Genomic DNA, 20,714 nt, shown 5'->3' with positions numbered 1-20,714 from the left:
CTCCGGACCCGAAGGGACCCACCCCCGATGAAGGTGCCGCCGCATCCCGGCCTCGACGAGGACACCGTCTACCTGGATCACAACGCCACCACACCCGTCGACCCGCGGGTGGCGGAGGCCATGGGGCCCTGGCTCACCACCGGGTTCGGCAACCCCTCCAGCGGCCACGCCTGGGCCGCCGAGCCGGCCGCGGCGCTCGCGCGGGCCCGCGCCCGGGTCGCCGCGCTGATCGGGGCGACGGCCGAGGGGATCGTGTTCACCGGATCGGGGTCCGAGGCGGACAACCTCGCGCTGCGCGGCGCGGTGCTCGCCGCGGATGCCGACCGTCCCGAGGTGATCACCCAGGTCACCGAGCACCCGGCGGTGCTGGAGACCTGCCGCGCGCTGCGGCGGCTGCACGGGGTGCGGGTGACGTGTCTGCCGGTGGACCGGGAGGGGCGCCTCGACCCGGCCGTGCTGGCCGGGGCCCTGAGCCCGCGGACCGTGCTGGTCTCCGTCATGGCCGCCAACAACGAGACCGGCACGCTGCAGCCCGTCGCGGAGCTCGCCCGGATCGCCCGCGACCGGGGCGCGCTGTTCCACTGCGACGCCGCCCAGGCCGCCGGGAAGGTCCCGCTGGACGTGGAGGGTCTGGGCGTGGACCTGCTGACGGTGGTGGGACACAAGATGTACGCGCCGAAAGGGATCGCCGCCCTGTACGTGCGCCCGGGCCTCCGTCTGGAGCCCCAGGTGTACGGGGGCGGGCAGGAGGGCGGACTGCGGGCCGGCACCGAGAACGTCGCTTTCGCGGTGGCCTTGGGCGTCGCCGCCGAGCTGGCCGCCGCGGAACTCGCCGACGGCGCCGCGGAGCGCGCGGCAGCGCTCCGCGACCGCCTGCACCGGGGCCTGGCCCGGGCGCTGCCCGGCCGGGTCCACCTCAACGGGTCCGTCCGCCACCGCCTGCCCACCACGCTGAACGTCCGCATCGACGGCGTCCCGGGCCACGAGCTGCTCGCCGCGGTGCCCCGGATCGCGGCCTCCACCGGGTCCGCCTGCCACGCCGGCGGCCGGGCGCCCTCGCCGGTGCTGCGGGCGATGGGCCTGTCGGACGACCGCGCCCTGTCCGCCGTACGGCTGTCGGTCGGGCGCTGGACGACAGGGGACGAGGTCGACCGGGCGGCGGGGGTGCTCGCCGCCGCCGCGGGCGCGCTCACCGCGCGCTCCGGCTCCGCCGGCTGAGGCCTCCGCCGGACTTGCGGGCGGCTCCCCGCCCGGTAGCGTCGGAAGGAGGTGGGGACCACCGCACGAAGGAGCAGGCGGATGGGCATGAAACGGTGGCTCGACGCCTGGCCGGTGTTCCGGCAGCTCACCGGGACGGACCCGCTGGGGCGGGGCGCGGCCGCTCAGTCGGCCCGCTCGGCCGGGCTGGGAGCCCGTACGGAGAGCGCCGACCGGGTGGCCGGCTCGGTGTGTCCCTACTGCGCCGTGGGCTGCGCGCAGCGCGTCTTCGTCAAGGACGAGAAGGTCGTCCAGATCGAGGGCGACCCGGACAGCCCGATCTCGCGCGGCCGGCTGTGCCCGAAGGGCTCGGCCAGCAAGCAGCTGGTCACCGGTCCGCAGCGGGAGCAGCGGGTGCTCTACCGCCCGCCGTACGGCACCGCCTGGCAGGAACTCGACCTGGACACGGCCATGGACATGGTCGCCGACCGGGTGCTCGACGCACGGCGCAAGGGCTGGCAGGACACCGACGCGGACGGGAAGACCCTGCGCCGCACCATGGGCCTGGCCAGTCTCGGCGGGGCGACGCTGGACAACGAGGAGAACTACCTCATCAAGAAGTTGTTCACCGCACTCGGCGCCCTGCAGATCGAGAACCAGGCCCGTATTTGACACTCCGCCACGGTTCCCGGTCTGGGAGCCTCGTTCGGACGTGGCGGCGCCACGGACTACCAGCAGGACCTGATCAACTCCGACTGCATCGTCATCATGGGCTCCAACATGGCCGAGGCCCATCCGGTCGGGTTCCAGTGGGTCATGGAGGCCAAGGCGCGCGGCGCCAAGGTCTTCCACATCGACCCGCGGTTCACGCGCACCAGCGCGCTCGCGGACCAGCACGTCACCATCCGGGCCGGCACCGACATCGCCTTCCTCGGCGGCGTGATCAACCACGTCCTCACGCACGGCCTGCACTTCCGGGAGTACGTGGAGGCGTACACCAACGCGCCCTACCTGCTGAGCGAGGACTACCAGGACACCGAGGACCTGGACGGGCTGTTCAGCGGCTACGACCCGCACACCGCTTCCTACGACGCGTCGAGCTGGTCGTACGCGAGCGTCCCGGCGGAGGCGCAGCCGGGCCACCGCCACAAGGAGGTGTCCGCCCCGTTCCAGCACGGCGCGGGCGGCCCGTTCATCGAGGGCGCCGCGGGCGGCATCGAGTCCGACCCCACCCTGGAGCACCCGCGATGCGTGTTCCAGGTGCTCAAGCGGCACTTCTCCCGCTACACGCCCGAGATGGTGGAGCGCATCTGCGGGGTGCCGCAGGAGCTGTTCCAGCAGGTGTGCCGGGCCTGGACGGAGAACTCCGGCCGGGAGCGCACCACCGCGCTGGTGTACAGCGTCGGCTGGACGCAGCACTCGGTGGGCGCCCAGTTCATCCGGGCCGGGTCGATCGTCCAACTGCTGCTGGGCAACATCGGCCGCCCGGGCGGCGGGATCTTCGCGTTGCGCGGCCACGCCAGCATCCAGGGCTCCACGGACGTCCCCACGCTGTTCAACCTGCTGCCGGGCTACCTCCCGATGCCCGACGTCACGCACGAGGACCTGACCACCTACCTGGACGGGGTGCGCGGCCGGGGGCAGAAGGGCTTCTGGGGCGCCGCCGACGCCTACATGGTGTCGCTGCTCAAGGAGTACTGGGGCGACGCCGCGACGGCGGAGAACGACTACTGCTTCGACTACCTGCCCCGGATCAACGGTGACCACGGCACCTACCGCACCGTGATGGACATGGTCGACGGCAAGGTCTTCGGCTACTTCCTGCTCGGGCAGAACCCCGCGGTCGGGTCCGCCCACGGACGGCTGCAGCGCCTGGGCATGGCGAACCTCGACTGGCTGGTCGTCCGCGACCTCGCCATGATCGAGAGCGCCACGTTCTGGAAGGACGCGCCGGAGATCGAGACCGGGGAGATCGTCACCGAGCGCTGCCGCACCGAGGTGTTCTTCTTCCCGGCCGCCTCGCACGTGGAGAAGGCCGGCACCTTCACGCAGACGCAGCGCATGCTCCAGTGGCGCGACCAGGCCGTCGAGCCGTCCGGGGACCAGCGCTCGGAGCTGTGGTTCTTCCACCAGCTCGGCGTGCGGCTGAAGGAGAGGCTGGCCGGTTCGACGGACGAGCGCGACCGCCCGCTGCTGGACCTCGCATGGGACTACGAGACCGAGGGCGACGAGCCGTCCCCGTCGGACGTGCTGCGCCACATCAACGGCATCGACCTGCGCACCGGCCGGACCGTCGACGGCTACCTCGACCTGAAGGCGGACGGCTCGACGATCTGCGGCTGCTGGATCTACAGCGGGGTCTACGCGAACGAGACCAACCAGTCCCGCCGCCGCACCTCCCGCTTCGAGACCGGTCCGTACGACGCGGAGTGGGGCTGGACATGGCCGCTCAACCGCCGCGTGCTGTACAACCGCGCCTCCGCCGACCCGCAGGGGCGGCCCTGGAGCGAGCGGAAGAAGCTGGTCTGGTGGGACGCGGAGGCCGGCGAGTGGACCGGCCGCGACACCCCCGACTTCGAGAAGCACAAGCCGCCGGACTACAAGGCCCCGGCAGGGGCGTCGGGCATCGAGGCGCTCGACGGCGACGACGCGTTCATCATGATGCGCGACGGGAAGGGCTGGCTGTTCGCCCCGGCCGGTCTCGCGGACGGCCCGCTGCCCACGCACTACGAGCCGCACGAGTCGCCGATGCGCAACCTGCTCTACGGCCAGCAGGGCAACCCGGTGCGCAAGGTCTACGGGCGTCCTGACAACCCGTCCAACCCCGCGCCGCCCGAGGCGCACTCCGAGGTCTTCCCGTACGTGTTCACCGCGGCGCGGCTGACCGAGCACCACACGGCGGGCGCGATGAGCCGGCAGCTGCCCTATCTGGCGGAGCTCCAGCCGGAGTTGTTCGTGGAGGTCTCTCCCGAGCTGGCCGCCGAGCGGCGGCTGCGGCACCTGGACTGGGCCCACGTGGTCACCAGCAGGACCGCGGTCGACGCGCGCGTGGTGGTGACCGACCGGATGGCGCCGCTGCGCGTCGACGGACGGGTCGTGCACCAGGTCTGGATGCCGTACCACTGGGGGCAGACCGGACTCACCAAGGGCGACGTGGTCAACGACCTCATCGGCGTGGTCGCCGACCCGAACGTGTTCATCCAGGAGAGCAAGGTGCTGACCTGCGACGTCCGGCCCGGCCGGCGCCCGAGGGGACCCGCCCTGCTCGAGTACGTCGCGGACTACCGCAGGCGGGCCGGCATCACGACGGAGACCGGCACCCGCATAGCGACGGCGGGCGGCCACGTCGAGCGGGCGCACATCGAACCGGACCGGCCGGAGGAGCCGTCATGACGCAGGACAACAGCTTCTACGGGCCGCTCTCCGACCCCGCGGGGAACGCCGGCCACCGCGACCACCCGGAACGGGTGGGCTTCTTCACCGACACCTCCGTGTGCATCGGCTGCAAGGCGTGCGAGGTGGCCTGCAAGGAGTGGAACGCCATCCCCGAGGACGGCATCGACCTGCTGGGCATGTCGTTCGACAACACCGGCATGCTGGGCGCGAGTTCGTGGCGGCACGTGGCCTTCGTCGAGCAGCAGCGCCCGCTCGGCCACCAGGACGCGGGCCTGGCCGGGCTGCCCGTCGGCCCGTCCAGCACGGAAGGGACGGCCGAGGTGGTGGCCGACGCCCTGGAGGTCGCCGCGCGGGGCGGCGGCGACCTGGGCACCGCTCCGGTGGACCTGGGCTTCCCCTCCTTCGACCTGCCCGGCGCCGGGACGGGCGCGGAGGCCCGCACCGAGTTCCGCTGGCTGATGTCCTCCGACGTGTGCAAGCACTGCACACACGCGGGCTGCCTCGACGTGTGCCCCACCGGCGCGCTGTTCCGCACGGAGTTCGGGACGGTCGTCGTACAGCCCGACATCTGCAACGGCTGCGGCTACTGCGTGTCCGGCTGCCCGTACGGCGTCATCGACCGGCGGCCCGACGACGGCCGGGCCTGGAAGTGCACGATGTGCTACGACCGGCTCCGCGACGACCTGGAACCGGCCTGCGCCAAGGCCTGTCCCACCGACTCGATTCAGTTCGGCCCGCTGGACGAGCTGCGCGAACGCGCCGACCGGCGCCTGGCGCAGCTCCACGAGGCGGGGGTCACCGAGGCCCAGCTGTACGGCCGCGACCCGGAGGACGGGGTGGGCGGGGACGGGGCGTTCTTCCTGCTGCTGGACGACCCGGAGGTGTACGGCTTCCCGCCGGACCCGGTGGTGCCGACCCGCGACCTGATGTCGATGTGGAAGCACGCGGGCGTCGCGGCGTCGGCGCTGCTGGCGGCCTCGGCCGCGGTGTTCCTCGGCGGAGCGCGGCGGTGACCCGCGAAGGGGCCGGGCGGCACGGCCGGGGCGGTCGCGACGACGACGGCAGCCGCGAGCGCTCCATGGTGCCGAAGGCGACGTTCAGCTCCTACTACGGGCGCCCGGTGCTCAAGCCGCCGGTGTGGGAGTGGAAGATCCCCGCGTATCTGTTCACCGGCGGGCTGTCGGCCGGTGCCGCCCTGCTCGCGGCGGGCGCGGACCTGACGCGGCGTCCCGAACTGGCCCGAGCGGGCCGGCTCGGCGGCTTCGGCGGCCTGCTCGTGAGCATGTACCTGTTGATCGCGGACCTTGGGCGGCCGGAACGCTTCCACCACATGCTGCGGGTGGCGAAGCCGAGTTCGCCCATGTCCGTGGGCACCTGGATCCTCGTCGCGTACGGGCCCGGCAGCGCGCTGGCGGCCGCGGCCGAGGTGCTGCCCGCGGGCGTGCGCGGAACGCTGCCCGGGAGGCTGCTGCGCACGGCCGCGCGCCCGGCGGGGCTGTCGGCGGCGCTCCTCGCGCCCGGCGTCGCCTCGTACACGGCCGCGCTCCTGTCGCAGACGGCCGTGCCCGCGTGGCACGACGCCCGCCGCGAGCTGCCCTTCGTCTTCACCGGCTCGGCGGCGGCCAGCGGCGCGGGCCTGGGCATGCTCCTGGCCCCCGTCGCCGAGGCGGGCCCCGCCCGGCGCCTCGGCGTGGTCGGCGCGGCCGCCGAAATCGTCGCCTCCCGGCTCGTCGACCGCCGCCCGGGCCTGGTGACGGAGGCCTACACCACCGGCCGCCCGCACCGGCTGCGCCGGGCCTCCGAGTACCTCACCCTCGGCGGCGCGCTGACCGCCCTGACCCTCGCCCGCCGCAGCCGCACCGCGGCGGCCGCGGGCGGCCTCGCCCTCCTCGCCGGCAGCGTGCTGCAGCGCTTCGGCACCTTCGAGGCGGGCGTGGTCTCCGCGAAGGATCCGGCGTACGTGGTCAAGCCGCAGCGGGAACGCCTCCAGGCTCGCGCCGAGGGCGCCTCCGGCGGGGGGTGAGCCCGGCGCGGCGTCCCCGTCTGCGGGTACGTTGCGCCTGCGGCCGGCATCCCCCACCCTCCCACCCAGCCTAGGGCGGGGGATGCCCGCCGCAGGCGCGAACAACCCGCACACGACAACCGGGCCCCCCGGAACCGGCCGGTGTGGCGGGAGCGCCCCCGGGCTGCGGCCGCCGTACCCTTGGCGGCAGCCAGGCCAGAGCGAAGGTGCTGCTGATGGACCGCGACCAGACCTCCACCGCTCCTTCCCCGTCCTCCGACGCACGCAGGCACGTGCCCCGCACCGACGCCCTGCTGGCGGAACCCCGGCTCGCCGCGGCGGCGGATCGGCTGGGGCGGTCCGTGGTCAAGGAGGTGGTGGCCGGGGTGCAGGAGCGGGCGCGTGCCGGGGAGGTGCCCGTCGACGGGCTCGCCGAACTCGCCGTCGCGGCGCTCCCGGCGACCGCGGCCGGGCTGCGTCCGGTGCTCAACGCCACCGGGGTGCTGCTGCACACCAACCTCGGCCGGGCCCCGCTGTCGCGGGCCGCCCGTGACGCCGTGCTCGCCGCCTCCGGAACGACGGACGTGGAGCTCGACCTCGCCACCGGCGCGCGTTCCCGCAGGGGGCGGTCCGCGCTGGAGGCGCTGCTGCGGCAGGTGCCCGCCGCCGAGGCGGCGCACGTGGTCAACAACGGTGCCGCGGCGCTGGTGCTGGCGGCCACGGCGCTGGCACAGGGGCGCGAGATCATCGTCAGCCGCGGTGAGCTGGTGGAGATCGGGGACGGCTTCCGGCTGCCCGACCTGCTGGTCTCCACCGGCGCCCGGCTCCGCGAGGTGGGGACGACCAATCGGTCCGCGCCACAGGACTACGCCGCGGCCGTCGGACCCGACACCGGGTTCATCCTGAAAGTGCACCCCTCCAACTTCCGCATCACCGGCTTCACCCGGGACGTGCCCGTCGCGGAACTGGCGCGGCTCGGCGTGCCGGTGGTGGCCGACATCGGTTCGGGGCTGCTCGTCCCCGACCCGGTGCTGCCGGACGAACCGGACGCGGCCTCCTGGCTGCGTGCCGGGGCGTCCCTTGTCACCGCCAGCGGCGACAAACTGCTGGGCGGGCCGCAGTGCGGGCTCGTGCTGGGCCGCGCCGACATGGTGCGGCGGCTGGCCCGCCATCCGCTGGCCCGCGCGCTGCGGGTGGACAAGCTGACCCTCGCGGCGCTGGAGGCGACCGTACGCGGTCCCGAAACCCCGACGTGGACGGCCCTGCACGCCGACCCCGCACGCCTGCGGGACCGCGCCGAACGCCTCGCCGCCGAGCTGCGCGCCCACGGCTTCGACAGCCGGGCCTGCGACACCCTGGCGGTCGTCGGAGGCGGCGGTGCGCCGGGCGTCACCCTGCCCAGCGCCGCCGTGTCGCTGCCCGCCGCGTACGCCACCCTGCTGCGGCGGGCCGATCCAGCGGTGATGGCCCGCGTGGAGGACGGCCGGTGCCTGCTCGACCTGCGGGCCGTGCCGGAGGAGGCGGACGAGGAGCTGGCCTTGGCCGTGCGCCGGGCCGGTGTGCCCCCCGGGACGGGGGACTGACGTGCACGTCGTCGCCACCGCGGGCCACGTCGACCACGGCAAGTCCGCCCTGCTGCGGGCCCTGACGGGCATGGAGCCCGACCGCTGGGCGGAGGAGCGGCGGCGCGGCATGACTCTGGACCTCGGGTTCGTGTGGACGCGGCTCCCCGGCGCCGGGGACGTCGCCTTCGTGGACGTGCCCGGCCACGAGCGCCTCGTGGGCAACATGCTGGCCGGTGTCGGCCCGGTTCCCGCGGTGCTCTTCGTGGTCGCCGCCGACCAGGGCTGGCAGCCGCAGTCCGAGGAGCACCTCGCCGTCCTGGACGCGCTCGGCGTACGGCACGGTGTCCTCGCCGTCTCGCGCTGTGACCTGGCTGACCCCGACGCGGCGCGGAAGGAGGCGAGGGCCCGCATTGCGGAGTCCTCCCTCGGCGATGTGGAGTGCGTGGCCGTCAGCCCCGTCACCGGCGCCGGGCTCGACGGGCTGCGGGCGGCCCTGGTACGGCTGGCTGGCACGCTCCCGCCCTCCGACCCGGCGGCGGACGTGCGGCTGTGGGTCGACCGCGCCTTCACGGTGCGGGGCCGGGGCACGGTCGTCACCGGGACGCTGGCCGCCGGCACCGTCCGGGTCGGCGACCACGTCCAGCTCGCACGTGACGGCCGGTTGTTGCGAGTGCGGGGCCTGGAGTGCCTGAAGGAGCCGCGGCAGGAGGCGCGCGCGGTGGCCCGCGTCGCGGTCAATGTGCACGGACCGGGCGCCGGGTCGCTGCGGCGCGGGGACGCGCTGCTGACCCCGGACCGCTGGCTGACCACCGATCTCGTCGACGTGCGGCTGCGCGGCGACGCCGCCGGCGACCTGCCCCGCGAGCTCATGCTGCACGCCGGTTCGGCCGCCGTGCCGGTGACGGTCCGCCCGCTCGGCGACGACAGCGCACGCCTGCGGCTGGCCTCGGCGCTGCCCCTGCGGGTCGCCGACACCGCCCTGCTGCGCGATCCGGGGCGGCACCGCGTCCCCGCGGGGCTCACCGTCCTCGACGTGCGTCCGCCCCGGCTGACCCGCCGTGGCGCGGCGGCGGCACGGGCGGGCGAGCTGCGGTCCCTCCCCGAAGTCGCGGACGGGGCCGCGGAGTTGCGCCGCCGGAAGCTGGCCCGGCGCGCGGAGCTGCTCGCCATGGGCGTCCGGCCGCCGGGCGACCCCGTGGCGGGCGACTGGCTGGCGGACCCGGACCACTGGGCCGCCCTGCGCGACCGGCTGCGGGAGGCGGTCGAGGAGCACGCCGTACGCAACCCCCTGGATCCCGGTCTGCCCCTGGAGGCGGCCCGCCAGGCGCTCGGCCTGCCGGACCGCTCCCTGGTGGAGGCGCTCGCCGGGGCCGCGCCGGGCCTTCGGCAGGGCGGCGGCCGGCTGTACGGGAGCCACGCGCGCCCGACGCTGCCGCCAGCGGCGCGGGCCGCCGTCGACGCGGTGCGGGCCGACCTGGCACGGACGCCGTTCCGCGCGCCGGAGGCCGAACGGCTCGAACGGCTCGGGCTGACCCCCAGGCTCCTCGCCGCGGCCGACGCGGCGGGAGCGCTGCTCAGGATCGGCGAGGGCATCGTGCTGCTGCCGGGCGCGGACGCACGGGCGGCGGCCGTACTGGCGCGGCTCGGTCAGCCGTTCACCGCGAGCGAGGCGCGCCGGGCGCTGGACACCACCCGGCGGGTCGTCATCCCGCTGCTGGAGCACCTCGACCGGCAGGGCCGCACCGTACGCCTGGACGGTGCCCGGCGGCGCTGCGCGGAGTCCCCCGGGGCGGAGGACGGGCGCGATGCGCGGTGAGACACGGAGGCGGCGGACCGGCCGGCGGAGACGGACGGGAATCGAACCCGCCTGCCCGAGTTGCTCGGACACCTCGGTTTTGAAGACCGGGAGGGCCACCAGGCACCCTGACGTCTCCCTGCCGGGCCGGACGCCCATCGAACCTCCGGCCCGCACCCAAGTCAACGCGCCACACGGCGGTGTCACCCCGGCCCGGGCGACCGCGCTTCCGGCGCCCATCTCGGAAGGAGCACCACAGCCATGACGGGAACCGGCGTCCGGCAGGACAGCGTGCGGCTGACGCAGTACGCCCACGGCGGCGGCTGCGCCTGCAAGATCCCCCCGGGCGAACTGGAGGAGATGGTGGCCGGGCTGGCGCCGGGGGGCCCGGCGGGCTTCCCCGGGGGCGACCTGCTCGTCGGCCTGGACACCGGTGACGACGCCGCCGTCGTCCGGTTTCCCGGCGGGCCCGGCGCGCGGGCGGTGGTAACCACCGCGGACTTCTTCACCCCGGTGGTCGACGATCCGTACGACTGGGGCCGGATCGCCGCCGCCAACGCCCTCTCCGACGTCTACGCCATGGGAGGCACCCCGCTCGTGGCGGTCAACCTGCTGAGCTGGCCGCGGGACCTGCTGCCCCTGGAGCTGGCCCGGGAGGTGCTGCGCGGCGGGCTGGAGGTCGCGACCCTGGCGGGCTGCGTCGTCGGAGGCGGCCACAGCGTCGACGACCCGGAGCCGAAGTACGGCATGGCCGTCACGGGTACCGCCGACCCGGACCGCCTGCTGCGCAACGACGCGGGCCGGCCGGGTGTGCCGCTGTCGCTGACCAAGCCCCTGGGCCTGGGCGTGCTCAACAACCGCCACAAGACGACCGGCGAGGTCTTCCCGCAGGCCGTCGAGACCATGACGACACTCAACCGGGAGGCCGCCCGGCGGGCGCTGGCGGCGGGTGCGGTGTGCGCGACCGATGTGACCGGCTTCGGGCTCCTGGGCCACCTGTACAAGCTGGCACGGGCATCCGGGGTGAGCGCCGTGGTCCACGCCTCGGCCGTCCCGTACCTCGACGGGGCGCGGGAGGCCGCCGAGGCCGGCCACGTCAGCGGCGGCACCCGCCGCAACCTCGCCTGGGTGGCACCGCACACCGACTTCGGCGGCGCGGACGAGCTGACGCGGCTGCTGCTGGCGGACGCCCAGACCTCGGGCGGCCTGCTGGTGGCCGGTGAGGTGCCCGGCGCCCCGGTCGTCGGGGAGCTGGTGGCGGCCGGTGAGCACCGGATCGTCGTCCGCTGATCGTCGCGCCGAAGGCCCGACCTGCCGGAACAGTGGTTGTTACACTGTTTCTCCGGACTCGCCCACCAGCCCGGAGCACATCGTGACCCTCACCCACGCCGACGTACGGTCCGCGACCGCCCGTATCTCCGGGCACACCCGCCCCGTCACGCTCACCCCGGTGGACCCGGGGGCGTTCGGCGCCGCCGTACAGGGCTGGCTGGCGCTGGAGTCGATGCAGCACACAGGGTCGTTCAAGGCGCGCGGCGCGTTCAACTTCGTCCGGAGCCACGTCGAGCGGGACGCCATGCCCGAGTCCGACGTGGTCATCGCCTCCGGCGGCAACGCGGGCCTGGCCTGCGCCTGGGCCGCGGCCCGGCACGGCGTGCCCGCCACGGTCTTCGTCCCCGAGACCGCGCCCGCGGTCAAGGTCGGGAAACTGCGCGAACTGGGCGCGGACGTGCGCCAGACCGGCAGCGAGTACGCCGAGGCCCTGGAGGCCTCGCAGAAGTACGCCGCCGAGTGCGGGGCACTGGAGTCCCACGCCTACGACCATCCGCTCATCGCGGCCGGGGCGGGGACCTTGATGGAGGAGGTCGTCACGGCGCTCCCCGGCCTGGACACCGTGGTCGTCGCCGTAGGGGGCGGCGGACTGTTCGCCGGGGTCGCGGCGTCCGCCCTGGAGCACGGGGTGCGGGTGGTGGCGGTGGAGCCCGAGGGGTCGTGCGCGCTGCACGCGGCCGTCGCGGCCGGCGAGGTGGTGGACGTGCCCGTCCACTCCGTCGCGGCGGACTCCCTGGGCGCGCGCCGGGCCTCCCGCACGGCCCTGGAGTGGGCGCTGAGGGACGGCGTACGCTCCGTCCTCGTCCCCGACGAGGCGATCGTCGCCGCCCGCCGCACGCTGTGGGACCACCGGCGGCTCGCCGTCGAGCACGGCGCCGCGACGGCCCTCGCCGCCCTCACCTCCGGCGCCCACCGGCCCGCCCCCGGCGAGCGCGTCGCCGTCATCGTCTGCGGGGCGAACACGGATCCGTCCGACCTGGTGCGCGCCTCCTGAGGGCGCGTCCGACGGAGCGTCACGGCCCCGGCGCCCGGCGCCTCCGGGACCGATCTGCGCGCGATCGTGGAACGGCACCTCGCGCCGCGGCCGCGCGCCGTCAGCGGCGACCGGCCGGAAGGTGCTCGGCCCGGGCTGCGTGGATGAGGGCACGCAGCGCCTCGTAGTAGACCCCGTGGTCGACCAGGACGGGAAGGACCGCGTTCATCGCCCCGGTCAGCGTGGGGAAGTCCTCGGGGTCGAGTGCGGCCAGGGCCGCACGGGCGGAGGCCACGGCCTTCTTCTCGTCCCGGTGGTCGCCGAAGGCGACGGCGCCGAGGGTGAGCAGGTACAGCCTGCGGTAGACGCGGATGGCCGTGTCCGCGTCCATCCCCGCGGCGACGCTGTGCGCCATCTGCGGCTCGACGAGCCGGCCCAGCATCTGCGGCCCCAGCCAGGAGCGCCCGGCGCGCAGCGCCACCAGTCCCGGGTGCCGGCTGAGCAGGCGGTAGAGGCCGGTGAAGCGGGTCTCCGTCGCGGCGGCCCAGTCGCCCTCCGGGGGCACCAGCGGGAGTGACGCGGCGACGTGGTCGGCGCAGGCGCTCAGCAGCCCGTCGACGTCACCGCAGCGCCGGAAGACGGTGGCGTGCGAGACGCCGAGGCGCTGGGCCACCGCACGGAAACTGAGCCCCGCGGGACCGTCCTCGTCGATGACGGCGAGAGCCGTCTTCGCGACGGCGTCCAGCGTCGGCTGCTCGGCGGCCGCCGCCTGCTTCCTCTTCACGCGTCACAGCCTACCGATCGGTAGGTCAGGCGGTGACGACGTCGAAGCGGACCTTGCCGCGCGGCTCCCCGTTGACCTGCAGTTCCAGGGCGTGCTCGCCGGGGTGGAAAACCCGGGTGCTGATCGGCTTGAACGAGCGCGTGCCGGTGTGCTCGCTGCGCTCCCCCGGCTGGAGGGTGCGGGTGGTCAGCTTGTAGACCTTGGGCGCCGTGCTGCCGTTCGCCTTGCGGTAGTGCACGACGTAGTCGACGACGAGGCGGAGCGGCCGGTCGCCGTGGTTCTCCAGGCCGAAGGCGAAGCGCAGTTCCCCGCCGACCGCGACGACGGGCCGGGGCACGGACGGTCCTTCGACGGTCAGGCCCGTGGCCGGCTCGAATCCCAGCAGCGCCAGCGCTCCTCGGTCTCCGCGCTTGACCGCGGTGCGCAGCGCGTGGCGCACGACCCGGGGCGTGTGCGCGTCGGGGGCCGCCGACCACCCGCGGACCGTCTCGACGGCCAGGTCCACGCGGGCGTGGCTGATGTCGTTGACGTGGTTGGCGACGGACCTGCGGACGTACTCCGAGGGGTCCTTGTAGAGCTCGCCCAGGATCGGCAGGGTGGCCTCGGGCCGGGCGAGGATCGCCGGAACGCGCACCGCCCACGGCAGGCGGGGGCGGGTTCCCTCACTGGCCAGGCGGCGTACGTGCTCGTCCGGGTGCCCGGTCCACCGGTTGACGACGGCGAGCGCCCGGTCGAGGTCGGCGTTGAGCATGCGGCGGATGGCGAACTCGGCGGTCAGGCGCGGCGTCAGGTCGGCCAGCAGGTGGAGCCCGTCCTCGAAGGCCGTGCCCTCGGACGTGCCGGAGGCCAGGGCGGCCACGGCCTCGGTGACCGGCCAGATCATCCAGCCGGTGAAGCGCGGGTCGGGCAGCGCGGCCCGTACGACGGCCTCCAGGGCCGCCGGGTCCGCCGCGCCGGAGGCGAGCATCGCGTCCCGGACGAGGTCGCTGCGCTCGCGCAGCGCCAGGCCGTCCAGCGCCGGCAGGGTGTCGCGCACCGCGGCGGCCATCGGTGCCGGGCCGGCCGCCGCCAGGCAGTCGGCCAGTCCGGCGACGGCGGCTGGGCCGAGCAGTTCGTCCGCGGTGGGCACGGGGCCTGTTCCTCCGGTTCGTGTGATGGGTCAGCCGCGGTCGCGGTCGGCGTAGCGGGCGCGCATGAGCTCGCTCGCGGCGGGGCCCGCCGCGTAGACGAAGGCCTCGCTGTCGTCGAGCCGCCGGCCCGTGGTGGCGTCGACCACGACCGGCTCGACCTCCTCGCCCGTCTCCACGTCGACCAGGATCATGCTGCGCTGTTCCGGCGCGAGGCGGGAGTTGCCCCATGCGGCGAGGGCCACGACGACCGGGCGCAGTGAGCGGCCCAGGTCGGTCAGCAGGTACTCGTAGCGGGTCGGCTGGGTCTGGTAGGGCCGCCGTTCCAGCAGCCCGTCCGCGACGAGGGTCTTCAGACGGGTGGTGAGCATGCTCGACGAGATGCCGAGGTTCTCCTGGAACTGGTCGAAGCGGGTGTACCCGTCGAAGGCGTCGTGCAGGATGAGCAGCGTCCACCACTCGCCGACGTGCCCGACGGTCGTCGACAGCGGGCACTCACGGTCCTCCAGCCGGATGCGGCTCACCATCTCGACCACCTCCGTGCGATCGGTGCCAGGGGCTGCGAACATTGTCACTTTCATGTTAGCAGCAACCCGGCCACCGTCCGCCCGGCCCGGCGGTCAGAGCTCGACGGCCAGTCGTGCGATGAGGCCGTCGCGCAGGGTGAAGCGGTAGCGCAGGTCGACGGTGCCGCCGGGGAAGTCCCCCTCCAGGCGCTGGACGGCGACGTAGTGGTCGGCGTCGGCGCGCTCGGCGCCGGTCAGTTCCGTGGTGTAGGTGTACTCGCTCGCCGCGGTCTCCAGCCATTCGCCGATCGCCGCCGTGCCGTGCCGCGTCGCGCCCTCGTCGGTCACGACCGCGTCGGCGGTGAACGCCGAGACGGCGGTGGCGGTGTCGCGGACGCGGTGGGCGGCCAGGTAGCGGGTGATCACCTCGGGCAGGTCAGTGGTGGGGATGGACTGCGGGCGGGTGGTGTTCATCGTGTCCTCCAACGGTCGGTCGGGAAGTGGGGGCAGGTCAGAGAGTGGGGACGGTGCCGCCGTCGATGACGTGCTCGGCGCCGACGATGGCCGACGCGCGGTCGGAGACGAGGAAGGCCACCAACTCGGCCACCTCCTCGGGTTCGTTGGGGCGGCCGAGGGGGATGCCGCCGAGGGAGCCCATCAGGCGCCCGAGGGCGGCCTCGGTCGTGATGCCCGCCTCGCGGGCGATGCGGTCGACCAGGGCGTCGGCGGCCGCCGTCCGGACGAAGCCGGGCGAGACGGTGTTGACGCGGACGCCGTGCGGGGCGACCTCGTTGGCCAGTCCCTTGCTGTAGGTCGCCAGGGCGGCCTTGGCCGCGGCGTACGCGAGGGTGCCGTTCCACAGCGGCATCCGGCGCTGGATCGAGGTGACGTGGACGATGGCGCCCCGGCCGGAGCCGATCATTCCGGGGAGGAGGCCGCGGTCGAGGCGGACGGCGGCGAGGAGGTTGGTGTTCAGCTCCTTCGCCCAGTGCTCCTCGCCCAGTGCCGCGAAGCCCCCGGCGGGTGCGTCGGAGTGACCGAGGTTGTTCACGAGGATGTCCACCCCGCCCACCCGGTCGATGACCTCCCCGACGACTGCGGCGGCCCCCTCGGGGGTGGTCAGATCGGCCGCGACGAAGGTCTTCGGGTCGGCGTCCTCCGGCGCGTGCCGGGCCGTCACCAGGGCGGTCGCACCGGCCTCGGCCAGTTTGCGGGCGACGGCCGCCCCGACGCCTTTGGTACCTCCGGTGACCAGGGCGCGACGGCCGGCAAGGGACTCCTTCGGGGCGATGCTCACGCTGCACTCCAGGGTTACTGCTAGAACAGAAGTTATGACTTCGACCTTAGCACCTACTGGCGCCCCCACCCCGTGTCGCTCGCCCCGCGTCGGGTACGACGTGGCCGACGGCACGCAGGTGGCTGCCGCGGTGGAAGCGGGGCCTGGCACGGATGGCCCGCGGGAACCACGGCTCGCTACGGTGAGCCGGTCATGCGGATCCGCTGCGGCGGCAGCTCTGCCCGAACTGTGCCGGGCCCCTCATCCGCGCCGGTCATGAATGCGCGCCCCCCAGGCGCGACCTGCGCGGGCGGTCAGTGGTGGCCGCGGCCCTGGGAGAAGGGCTGCGCAACGAAGGGCGCACGCCCTGCGGATGCGGGAAGCAACCCACGTACCGCCCGCGCACACGGGCCGAACCGCGGCAGCGTCGCATCGCCGCCGCACGCGAAGGGCTGCCGCTGTCCGAGACGTTGTCCCGACCGGACCCTCCGACCCTGCCGGGCTGACAGGCCTCGCACGTCGACGTGTCCGGCTTCGGCGTCCGCCGCGCGCGGTACGCGCGGCCGAACGACCGGGGACGGGTCGACAGCGCGCCGGTGCGGAAGGCACGGTTGCCCCATGGCGACTCTCGGACTGATCGGCAGCACCCTCGCACGGCTGGCGGTCGACGCCGGCCTCGACGTGGTGCTGAGCAACTCCAGGGGCCCGGAGACGCTCTCCGGCCTGGTCGGCGAACTCGGCCCGCGCGCCCGAGCCGCCACCCCGGCGGAGGCTGCCGGGGCCGGCGACTGGGTCGTGGTGACCGTCCCGCTCAGGGCCGTCCCGCAGGTGCCGCACACCCCGCTCGTCGGCAGGACCGTCATCGACACCGGCAACTACTACCCGGAGCGAGACGGGCGGATCCCGCAGCTCGAGACCGGGGAGCTGACCGACAGCGAGCTGCTGCAGCGGCACCTGACGGGCGCTCACGTGGTGAAGGCCTTCAACAACATCTTCTTCCGCCACCTCGCCGTCCTCGCCCGCCCCGCGGGGGCCCCGGACCGCAGCGCCCTGCCCATCGCCGGCGACGACGCAGGCGCGAAGAACGCCGTCACCGCGCTGCTCGACACCCTCGGCTACGACACCGTGGACGTCGGCCCGCTCGCCGAGGGCCGGCGCTTCCAGCCCGGCACCCCCGCCTACGGCACCCCCTACCTCAAGGACCCGCACGCCCGGCTCTGGGAGGACCCGGGGAGCCCGGCCGGCCTAGCCGAACTGCGCCGGGCCCTCGACGCCGTCTAGATGATCAATTCCAAGGGGTGTCTTGTGCCTGTGCACCGCTGTGGCATGACGCGTTGGTTGGAACCTGGCCAGGCGGATGGGAACCAGGCGGCTAGGCTTCGGCTATGCCGCCTCAGCACCAGTCCGCAGGCCCCGCTGACGAGCAGTTGTCGATCATCGACAACTTGAGCTCTCTGCCCTTCCCTGAGGTGGAGGGAAGGCCGGGACCGGACGGCCAGTGGGGTGGGCCCGGGTTTCACCTGGCCGTGCTCCGAGAGAGCCGGGACTTCTGGGAGGACCGGAGCACCGAGATCGTCGAGGCGGCCGAGCAGGAGTTGGAAGCCAACCTCGCCGCTCTGGCTGCCATCCTCACGAAACGTTGGGGTGCCCCGGAAGCGGTTGATCTGTGGCCGTATCTCGGACTCGACGACCCCGACCCTGACGTCACGACTCGCGAGCCACTCAGCTTCCTATGCAGTGTCGCCGGGACCATGCAGATGTGGCGGTTGCCGAACTCGGAGCAATGGCTCGGCCTGGCCATCGGTCAAGCCGATCCGGAGTGGCAGTTCCAACTGCTGGCGGCCGTTGGTGAAGCGTCCTCGCTCGCCCGGTGAACCGCAACCTGAACTTCTTGCGGTCGAAGGGAAACGAGACGGGTCAGGCCGTCTGGATGATCGATTCCAAGGGAAGTGGTCGTAGTCGGTCAAGGACCGCAGCACGGGCTGGCCGGTGTGGTGGTTGTGCCAGATCGCGGCGGTCAGGGCGAGGAGCCGCTGGAGGATGCGGACTGCCACGCCGCCGGGTGTGCGGCCGCCGTGCCGTTCCAGGTCGAGCTGGCCTTTGAGGGTGTCGTTGACCGACTCGATCAGGGAGACGCTGTTGCGCATGGTGCGGGGGCTGTCGGAACTGCGGGACCCGGCGGCGTTCCGGTCCTGGCTGGTGGCGATCACGATCCGACAGGTCCGCGACCGTGAACGGGACCCCGCCGTCGCGCGGCACCGCAGCGCGGGGCTGGAGGACGCCGAGCGCATACCGGACCCGGCCCTTGAGGCACTGCCCTACGTGCAGCGCCACGCCTGGTTCGGCCTCGGCGCCGACCCGGCAGGACCCAGCAGCGGCCTGTTCACCGACGGCACGCACACGACCCCCGCGGGCCGCGCGTTCCAGGCGGCCGGCTGACCACGCGCAACTGAAGGCCGCGCCCGGCGACCGGGGGGGGTGGGTAGTCGCGGGGCGCGGCCGTACTGCTCGGGTTCCCGGGCGGGGCGGGTTCATGCAGCGGCTTCCGAAAAAGGGAACCTCGGCCCGGGCGAGGGCTGTTGGGAAAGCCGGAGGGGTGGGCCATGAGGACACGTCAGAGGGATCGTGAGGTCCCCGGGCCGGACGCGGCGTGGAACAGGTCGCGCCGGGGCTGTGGATGGGCGGGCACTACTGGACCGGCCCGCGGGGCGAGCCGCAACCGGCCGTGGTGGGTGGCGGGTTCGACCTCGTCGTCAGTCTGTTCACACGCTCAGGGCACGGCCCGCCGCCCGGCGTGGAGCACATCGTGGCCGAGATCCCGGACGGCCGGCTCGCCCCGGGTCAGATCGAGGTGGTCCAGCGGCTCGCCCGCACGGTCGCCGGGTCCGTGCGGGACGGACGCCGCACCCTGGTGCGCTGCCACTCCGGGTGCAACCGGTCCGGGCTCGTCGTGGCGCAGGCGCTCGTGGAGAGCGGCCGCGAGGTGAGCGCCGCCGTCGCGCTCGTCCGGGAGCGGCGCTCACTCTGGGCGCTGAACAACGGGACCTTCGTGGAGTACCTCACCGCGGGCCTGGACGTGGCGCGTCTCTGACGGGCCTGGAGCGCACAGCCGGATGACCACCGGGCCCGCTCCCGGCTTCCGGTGGCGAGGCCCGCGGTACGGCGCCTTACTGGGAGGTATGCAGGCCACGACCCTTTCTCCTTCCCCCCGGCGTGCCGGCGCGCCTCCGCCCGGCCCGGTGATCCCGTGACGGCCCGCGACGGTTTCGGACCCGCGCACGGGGTCCTGTGCGGGGCGGCCGCGGGCGCGGCGGGCACGACGGCGCTCAACACCGTGGGCTACCTGGACATGCTGCTGCGCGGCCGCGGCGCGAGCTCCGCACCGGCGACGACTGTCGAGCGGCTCTCCGAGACCGCACACGTGCCGATCCCCGGCGACGGCGACGCCCGCCACAACCGCATCTCGTCCCTGGGTGCCCTCACCGGCATCGTGGCCGGGGCCGGCATGGGCGCGACGCTGGGCCTGGCCCTGGGCTGCGGCTGGCGGCCGCCGACCGCCGTGCTGACGGCGACGGCGACCGTGGGCGCGCTGATCGGCACCAACGGCCCGATGACCGTGCTGCGCGTGACCGACCCGCGCACGTGGTCGCGCTCGGACTGGATCTCCGACATCGTGCCGCACGTGGCGTACGCCCTGGTCACCACGGCCGTCCTCACCGGGCTCCGGGCGGGACGCGTCCGTGTTCCGCGGTGAGCGCGAGCAGCGCGGTGAGGGCGGCGCCGGGCCGGCGCACCGCGGGGCTCCCGCCGTTCCGGGATCGGAGCCGGGCTGGTGGCCGCGGCGGCCCGGCGGGCGCGGGGGGCGGGATGCGCGTGGCTGAACGTGGACTTCGAGGACGCGTTGCGGGGTTCCACCTCGACGCCTGCGGGTTCGAGCCGACGGGGCGCGGGCCTCATCGCGCCCCAGTAGCCGGGGAAGAGGGCGTGGAGGTCGTCCAGGGTGACGCCGTCGCGCGCGCTCACGCCGTCCTCGGGGCGGTTGCGGCCGTACACCAGGCGGAGCACGGCCTCGGCCGGTCCGGACACCGTCCCCGTGGGTTCGGCCGCCTCGCAGGGGAGGAAGTGCACCTCCGAGCCGAGGGCGAGGCACAGCCGGCGCCCGGGGTCGGTGAGCTCCACCGCGATCTGGCGCGGGCCGAGCCGGGCGAGCGTGTCCCCGTCGCGGCTCATCGAGGCGACCATGTCGATCCGGTCCCACAGCAGCGCCACCTCGGGTTCCGGGATGGCCGCGGTCCCGTCGAGGCCCACCGCCACGTCCCAGGTGTGCACGGATTGCTCGGACAGCCAGTAGCCGGTGAAGTCCGCGAAGCCGACCGGCCCGGTGAAGGACGGCACCGTCACCGAGGCGCGCACCTCGGCGTCGAGGGAGTCCAGCAGCCGCAGCAACGCGGATTCCGCCTCCTGCCAGGCGTCGCGTCGCGCCGTCGGCTTGAGGGGGATCCACTGCTCCGAGACGTCGGCGATCTCCTCCCGGGAGGGCCTGGTGAGATCCCCGGTGAGACCGCGCCGCACGGCCGCCGTGCACAACTCGGCGCCCGTGCCCAGGTGGACGAGCACCTGCGCGAGACTCCAGCCGTCGGCGAACGACGGAGTGAGCAGCTGCTCGCCTGACAGGCCGCCGACCGTGGCGCCCAAGCGCCGCGAGGCCGTGTGCATCGCCGCAAGTCGGACGTCGCTGGTGTCCATGGTCCTCCTTTTCAC

Annotated in this window: 18 protein-coding genes, 1 tRNA gene and 1 pseudogene; 12 read left to right on the top strand and 8 right to left on the bottom strand. The window is 74.4% G+C overall.

Annotated features, from left to right (window positions below):
• Positions 1-27 precede the first annotated feature (27 nt).
• The 6 genes from PV342_RS13185 (at position 28) to selB (ending at position 9,976) form a co-directional block, all read left to right on the top strand.
• Positions 28-1,218: a cysteine desulfurase family protein gene (locus tag PV342_RS13185; RefSeq protein ID WP_500317194.1), complete on the top strand. Its 1,191-nt coding sequence runs from the start codon at positions 28-30 to the stop codon at positions 1,216-1,218.
• An 81-nt stretch (positions 1,219-1,299) separates the two neighbouring features.
• On the top strand, positions 1,300-4,590 hold the full coding sequence (fdh, locus tag PV342_RS13180; protein WP_500317192.1) for a formate dehydrogenase: 3,291 nt from the start codon (positions 1,300-1,302) through the stop codon (positions 4,588-4,590).
• Complete coding sequence (locus tag PV342_RS13175) at positions 4,587-5,606, top strand: 4Fe-4S dicluster domain-containing protein (protein WP_018557917.1); 1,020 nt, start codon at positions 4,587-4,589, stop codon at positions 5,604-5,606. Before fdh ends, PV342_RS13175 begins: the two co-directional genes overlap by 4 nt.
• Positions 5,603-6,616: an NrfD/PsrC family molybdoenzyme membrane anchor subunit gene (gene nrfD, locus PV342_RS13170; protein WP_400801317.1), complete on the top strand. Its 1,014-nt coding sequence runs from the start codon at positions 5,603-5,605 to the stop codon at positions 6,614-6,616. Before PV342_RS13175 ends, nrfD begins: the two co-directional genes overlap by 4 nt.
• A gap of 215 nt (positions 6,617-6,831) precedes the next feature.
• Complete coding sequence (gene selA / locus PV342_RS13165; RefSeq protein WP_400801319.1) at positions 6,832-8,178, top strand: L-seryl-tRNA(Sec) selenium transferase; 1,347 nt, start codon at positions 6,832-6,834, stop codon at positions 8,176-8,178.
• 1 nt (position 8,179) lies between these two features.
• Positions 8,180-9,976 carry a selenocysteine-specific translation elongation factor gene (gene selB, locus PV342_RS13160; protein ID WP_386994843.1) on the top strand — a complete coding sequence of 599 codons (1,797 nt, stop codon included), beginning with the start codon at positions 8,180-8,182 and terminating at the stop codon, positions 9,974-9,976.
• 25 nt (positions 9,977-10,001) lie between these two features.
• Here the strand turns inward: selB and PV342_RS13155 are convergent.
• Positions 10,002-10,094: transfer RNA gene (locus tag PV342_RS13155), tRNA-Sec, on the bottom strand.
• A 122-nt stretch (positions 10,095-10,216) separates the two neighbouring features.
• Between PV342_RS13155 and selD the strand changes: the two genes are divergently transcribed.
• Both selD and PV342_RS13145 read left to right on the top strand, forming a co-directional pair.
• Positions 10,217-11,245 (top strand): selenide, water dikinase SelD, encoded by a 1,029-nt coding sequence (gene selD, locus PV342_RS13150; protein WP_500317190.1) that lies wholly within the window; start codon positions 10,217-10,219, stop codon positions 11,243-11,245.
• A gap of 79 nt (positions 11,246-11,324) precedes the next feature.
• On the top strand, positions 11,325-12,281 hold the full coding sequence (locus PV342_RS13145; RefSeq protein WP_500317336.1) for a serine/threonine dehydratase: 957 nt from the start codon (positions 11,325-11,327) through the stop codon (positions 12,279-12,281).
• 100 nt (positions 12,282-12,381) lie between these two features.
• Here PV342_RS13145 and PV342_RS13140 read toward each other — a convergent pair whose 3' ends face one another.
• The 5 genes from PV342_RS13140 to PV342_RS13120 all read right to left on the bottom strand — a co-directional run bounded on the left by PV342_RS13140 (position 12,382) and on the right by PV342_RS13120 (position 15,974).
• Complete coding sequence (locus tag PV342_RS13140) at positions 12,382-13,044, bottom strand: TetR/AcrR family transcriptional regulator (RefSeq protein WP_386994840.1); 663 nt, start codon at positions 13,042-13,044, stop codon at positions 12,382-12,384.
• A 25-nt stretch (positions 13,045-13,069) separates the two neighbouring features.
• Complete coding sequence (locus tag PV342_RS13135) at positions 13,070-14,173, bottom strand: DNA alkylation repair protein (RefSeq protein ID WP_400801323.1); 1,104 nt, start codon at positions 14,171-14,173, stop codon at positions 13,070-13,072.
• A gap of 30 nt (positions 14,174-14,203) precedes the next feature.
• On the bottom strand, positions 14,204-14,698 hold the full coding sequence (locus tag PV342_RS13130; protein WP_433415517.1) for a winged helix-turn-helix transcriptional regulator: 495 nt from the start codon (positions 14,696-14,698) through the stop codon (positions 14,204-14,206).
• Between the two features lie 93 nt (positions 14,699-14,791).
• Positions 14,792-15,151 (bottom strand): nuclear transport factor 2 family protein, encoded by a 360-nt coding sequence (locus PV342_RS13125; protein WP_500317187.1) that lies wholly within the window; start codon positions 15,149-15,151, stop codon positions 14,792-14,794.
• A gap of 37 nt (positions 15,152-15,188) precedes the next feature.
• Entirely contained in the window at positions 15,189-15,974 is a 786-nt protein-coding gene (locus PV342_RS13120) for an SDR family oxidoreductase (protein ID WP_500317185.1), read from the bottom strand.
• A 597-nt stretch (positions 15,975-16,571) separates the two neighbouring features.
• Here PV342_RS13120 and PV342_RS13115 point away from each other — a divergent pair.
• A complete protein-coding gene (locus PV342_RS13115) occupies positions 16,572-17,234 on the top strand; it encodes an NADPH-dependent F420 reductase (RefSeq protein ID WP_500317183.1) in 663 nt (220 codons plus the stop codon).
• Between the two features lie 104 nt (positions 17,235-17,338).
• Positions 17,339-17,827: a hypothetical protein gene (locus PV342_RS13110; RefSeq protein ID WP_500317182.1), complete on the top strand. Its 489-nt coding sequence runs from the start codon at positions 17,339-17,341 to the stop codon at positions 17,825-17,827.
• Positions 17,828-17,902: 75 nt separating this feature from the next.
• Here PV342_RS13110 and PV342_RS13105 read toward each other — a convergent pair.
• A pseudogene (locus PV342_RS13105) lies at positions 17,903-18,082 on the bottom strand (IS982 family transposase); the annotation flags it as partial.
• On the opposite strand from PV342_RS13105, the gene PV342_RS13100 reads away from it, so the two are divergent.
• Complete coding sequence (locus PV342_RS13100) at positions 18,066-18,392, top strand: RNA polymerase sigma factor (protein ID WP_400801331.1); 327 nt, start codon at positions 18,066-18,068, stop codon at positions 18,390-18,392. The pseudogene PV342_RS13105 and the gene PV342_RS13100 overlap by 17 nt on opposite strands.
• Positions 18,393-18,603: 211 nt before the next feature.
• Positions 18,604-19,044 carry a protein-tyrosine phosphatase family protein gene (locus PV342_RS13095; protein ID WP_500317180.1) on the top strand — a complete coding sequence of 147 codons (441 nt, stop codon included), beginning with the start codon at positions 18,604-18,606 and terminating at the stop codon, positions 19,042-19,044.
• 248 nt (positions 19,045-19,292) lie between these two features.
• Here PV342_RS13095 and PV342_RS13090 read toward each other — a convergent pair whose 3' ends face one another.
• Positions 19,293-20,699 carry a maleylpyruvate isomerase N-terminal domain-containing protein gene (locus PV342_RS13090; protein ID WP_500317178.1) on the bottom strand — a complete coding sequence of 469 codons (1,407 nt, stop codon included), beginning with the start codon at positions 20,697-20,699 and terminating at the stop codon, positions 19,293-19,295.
• Between the last annotated feature and the right edge of the window lie 15 nt (positions 20,700-20,714).

The sequence above is a fragment of the Streptomyces sp. PA03-3a genome (assembly GCF_033792735.1).
Lineage (GTDB): Bacteria > Actinomycetota > Actinomycetes > Streptomycetales > Streptomycetaceae > Actinacidiphila.
This window is presented reverse-complemented; position numbering and strand designations above follow the sequence as displayed.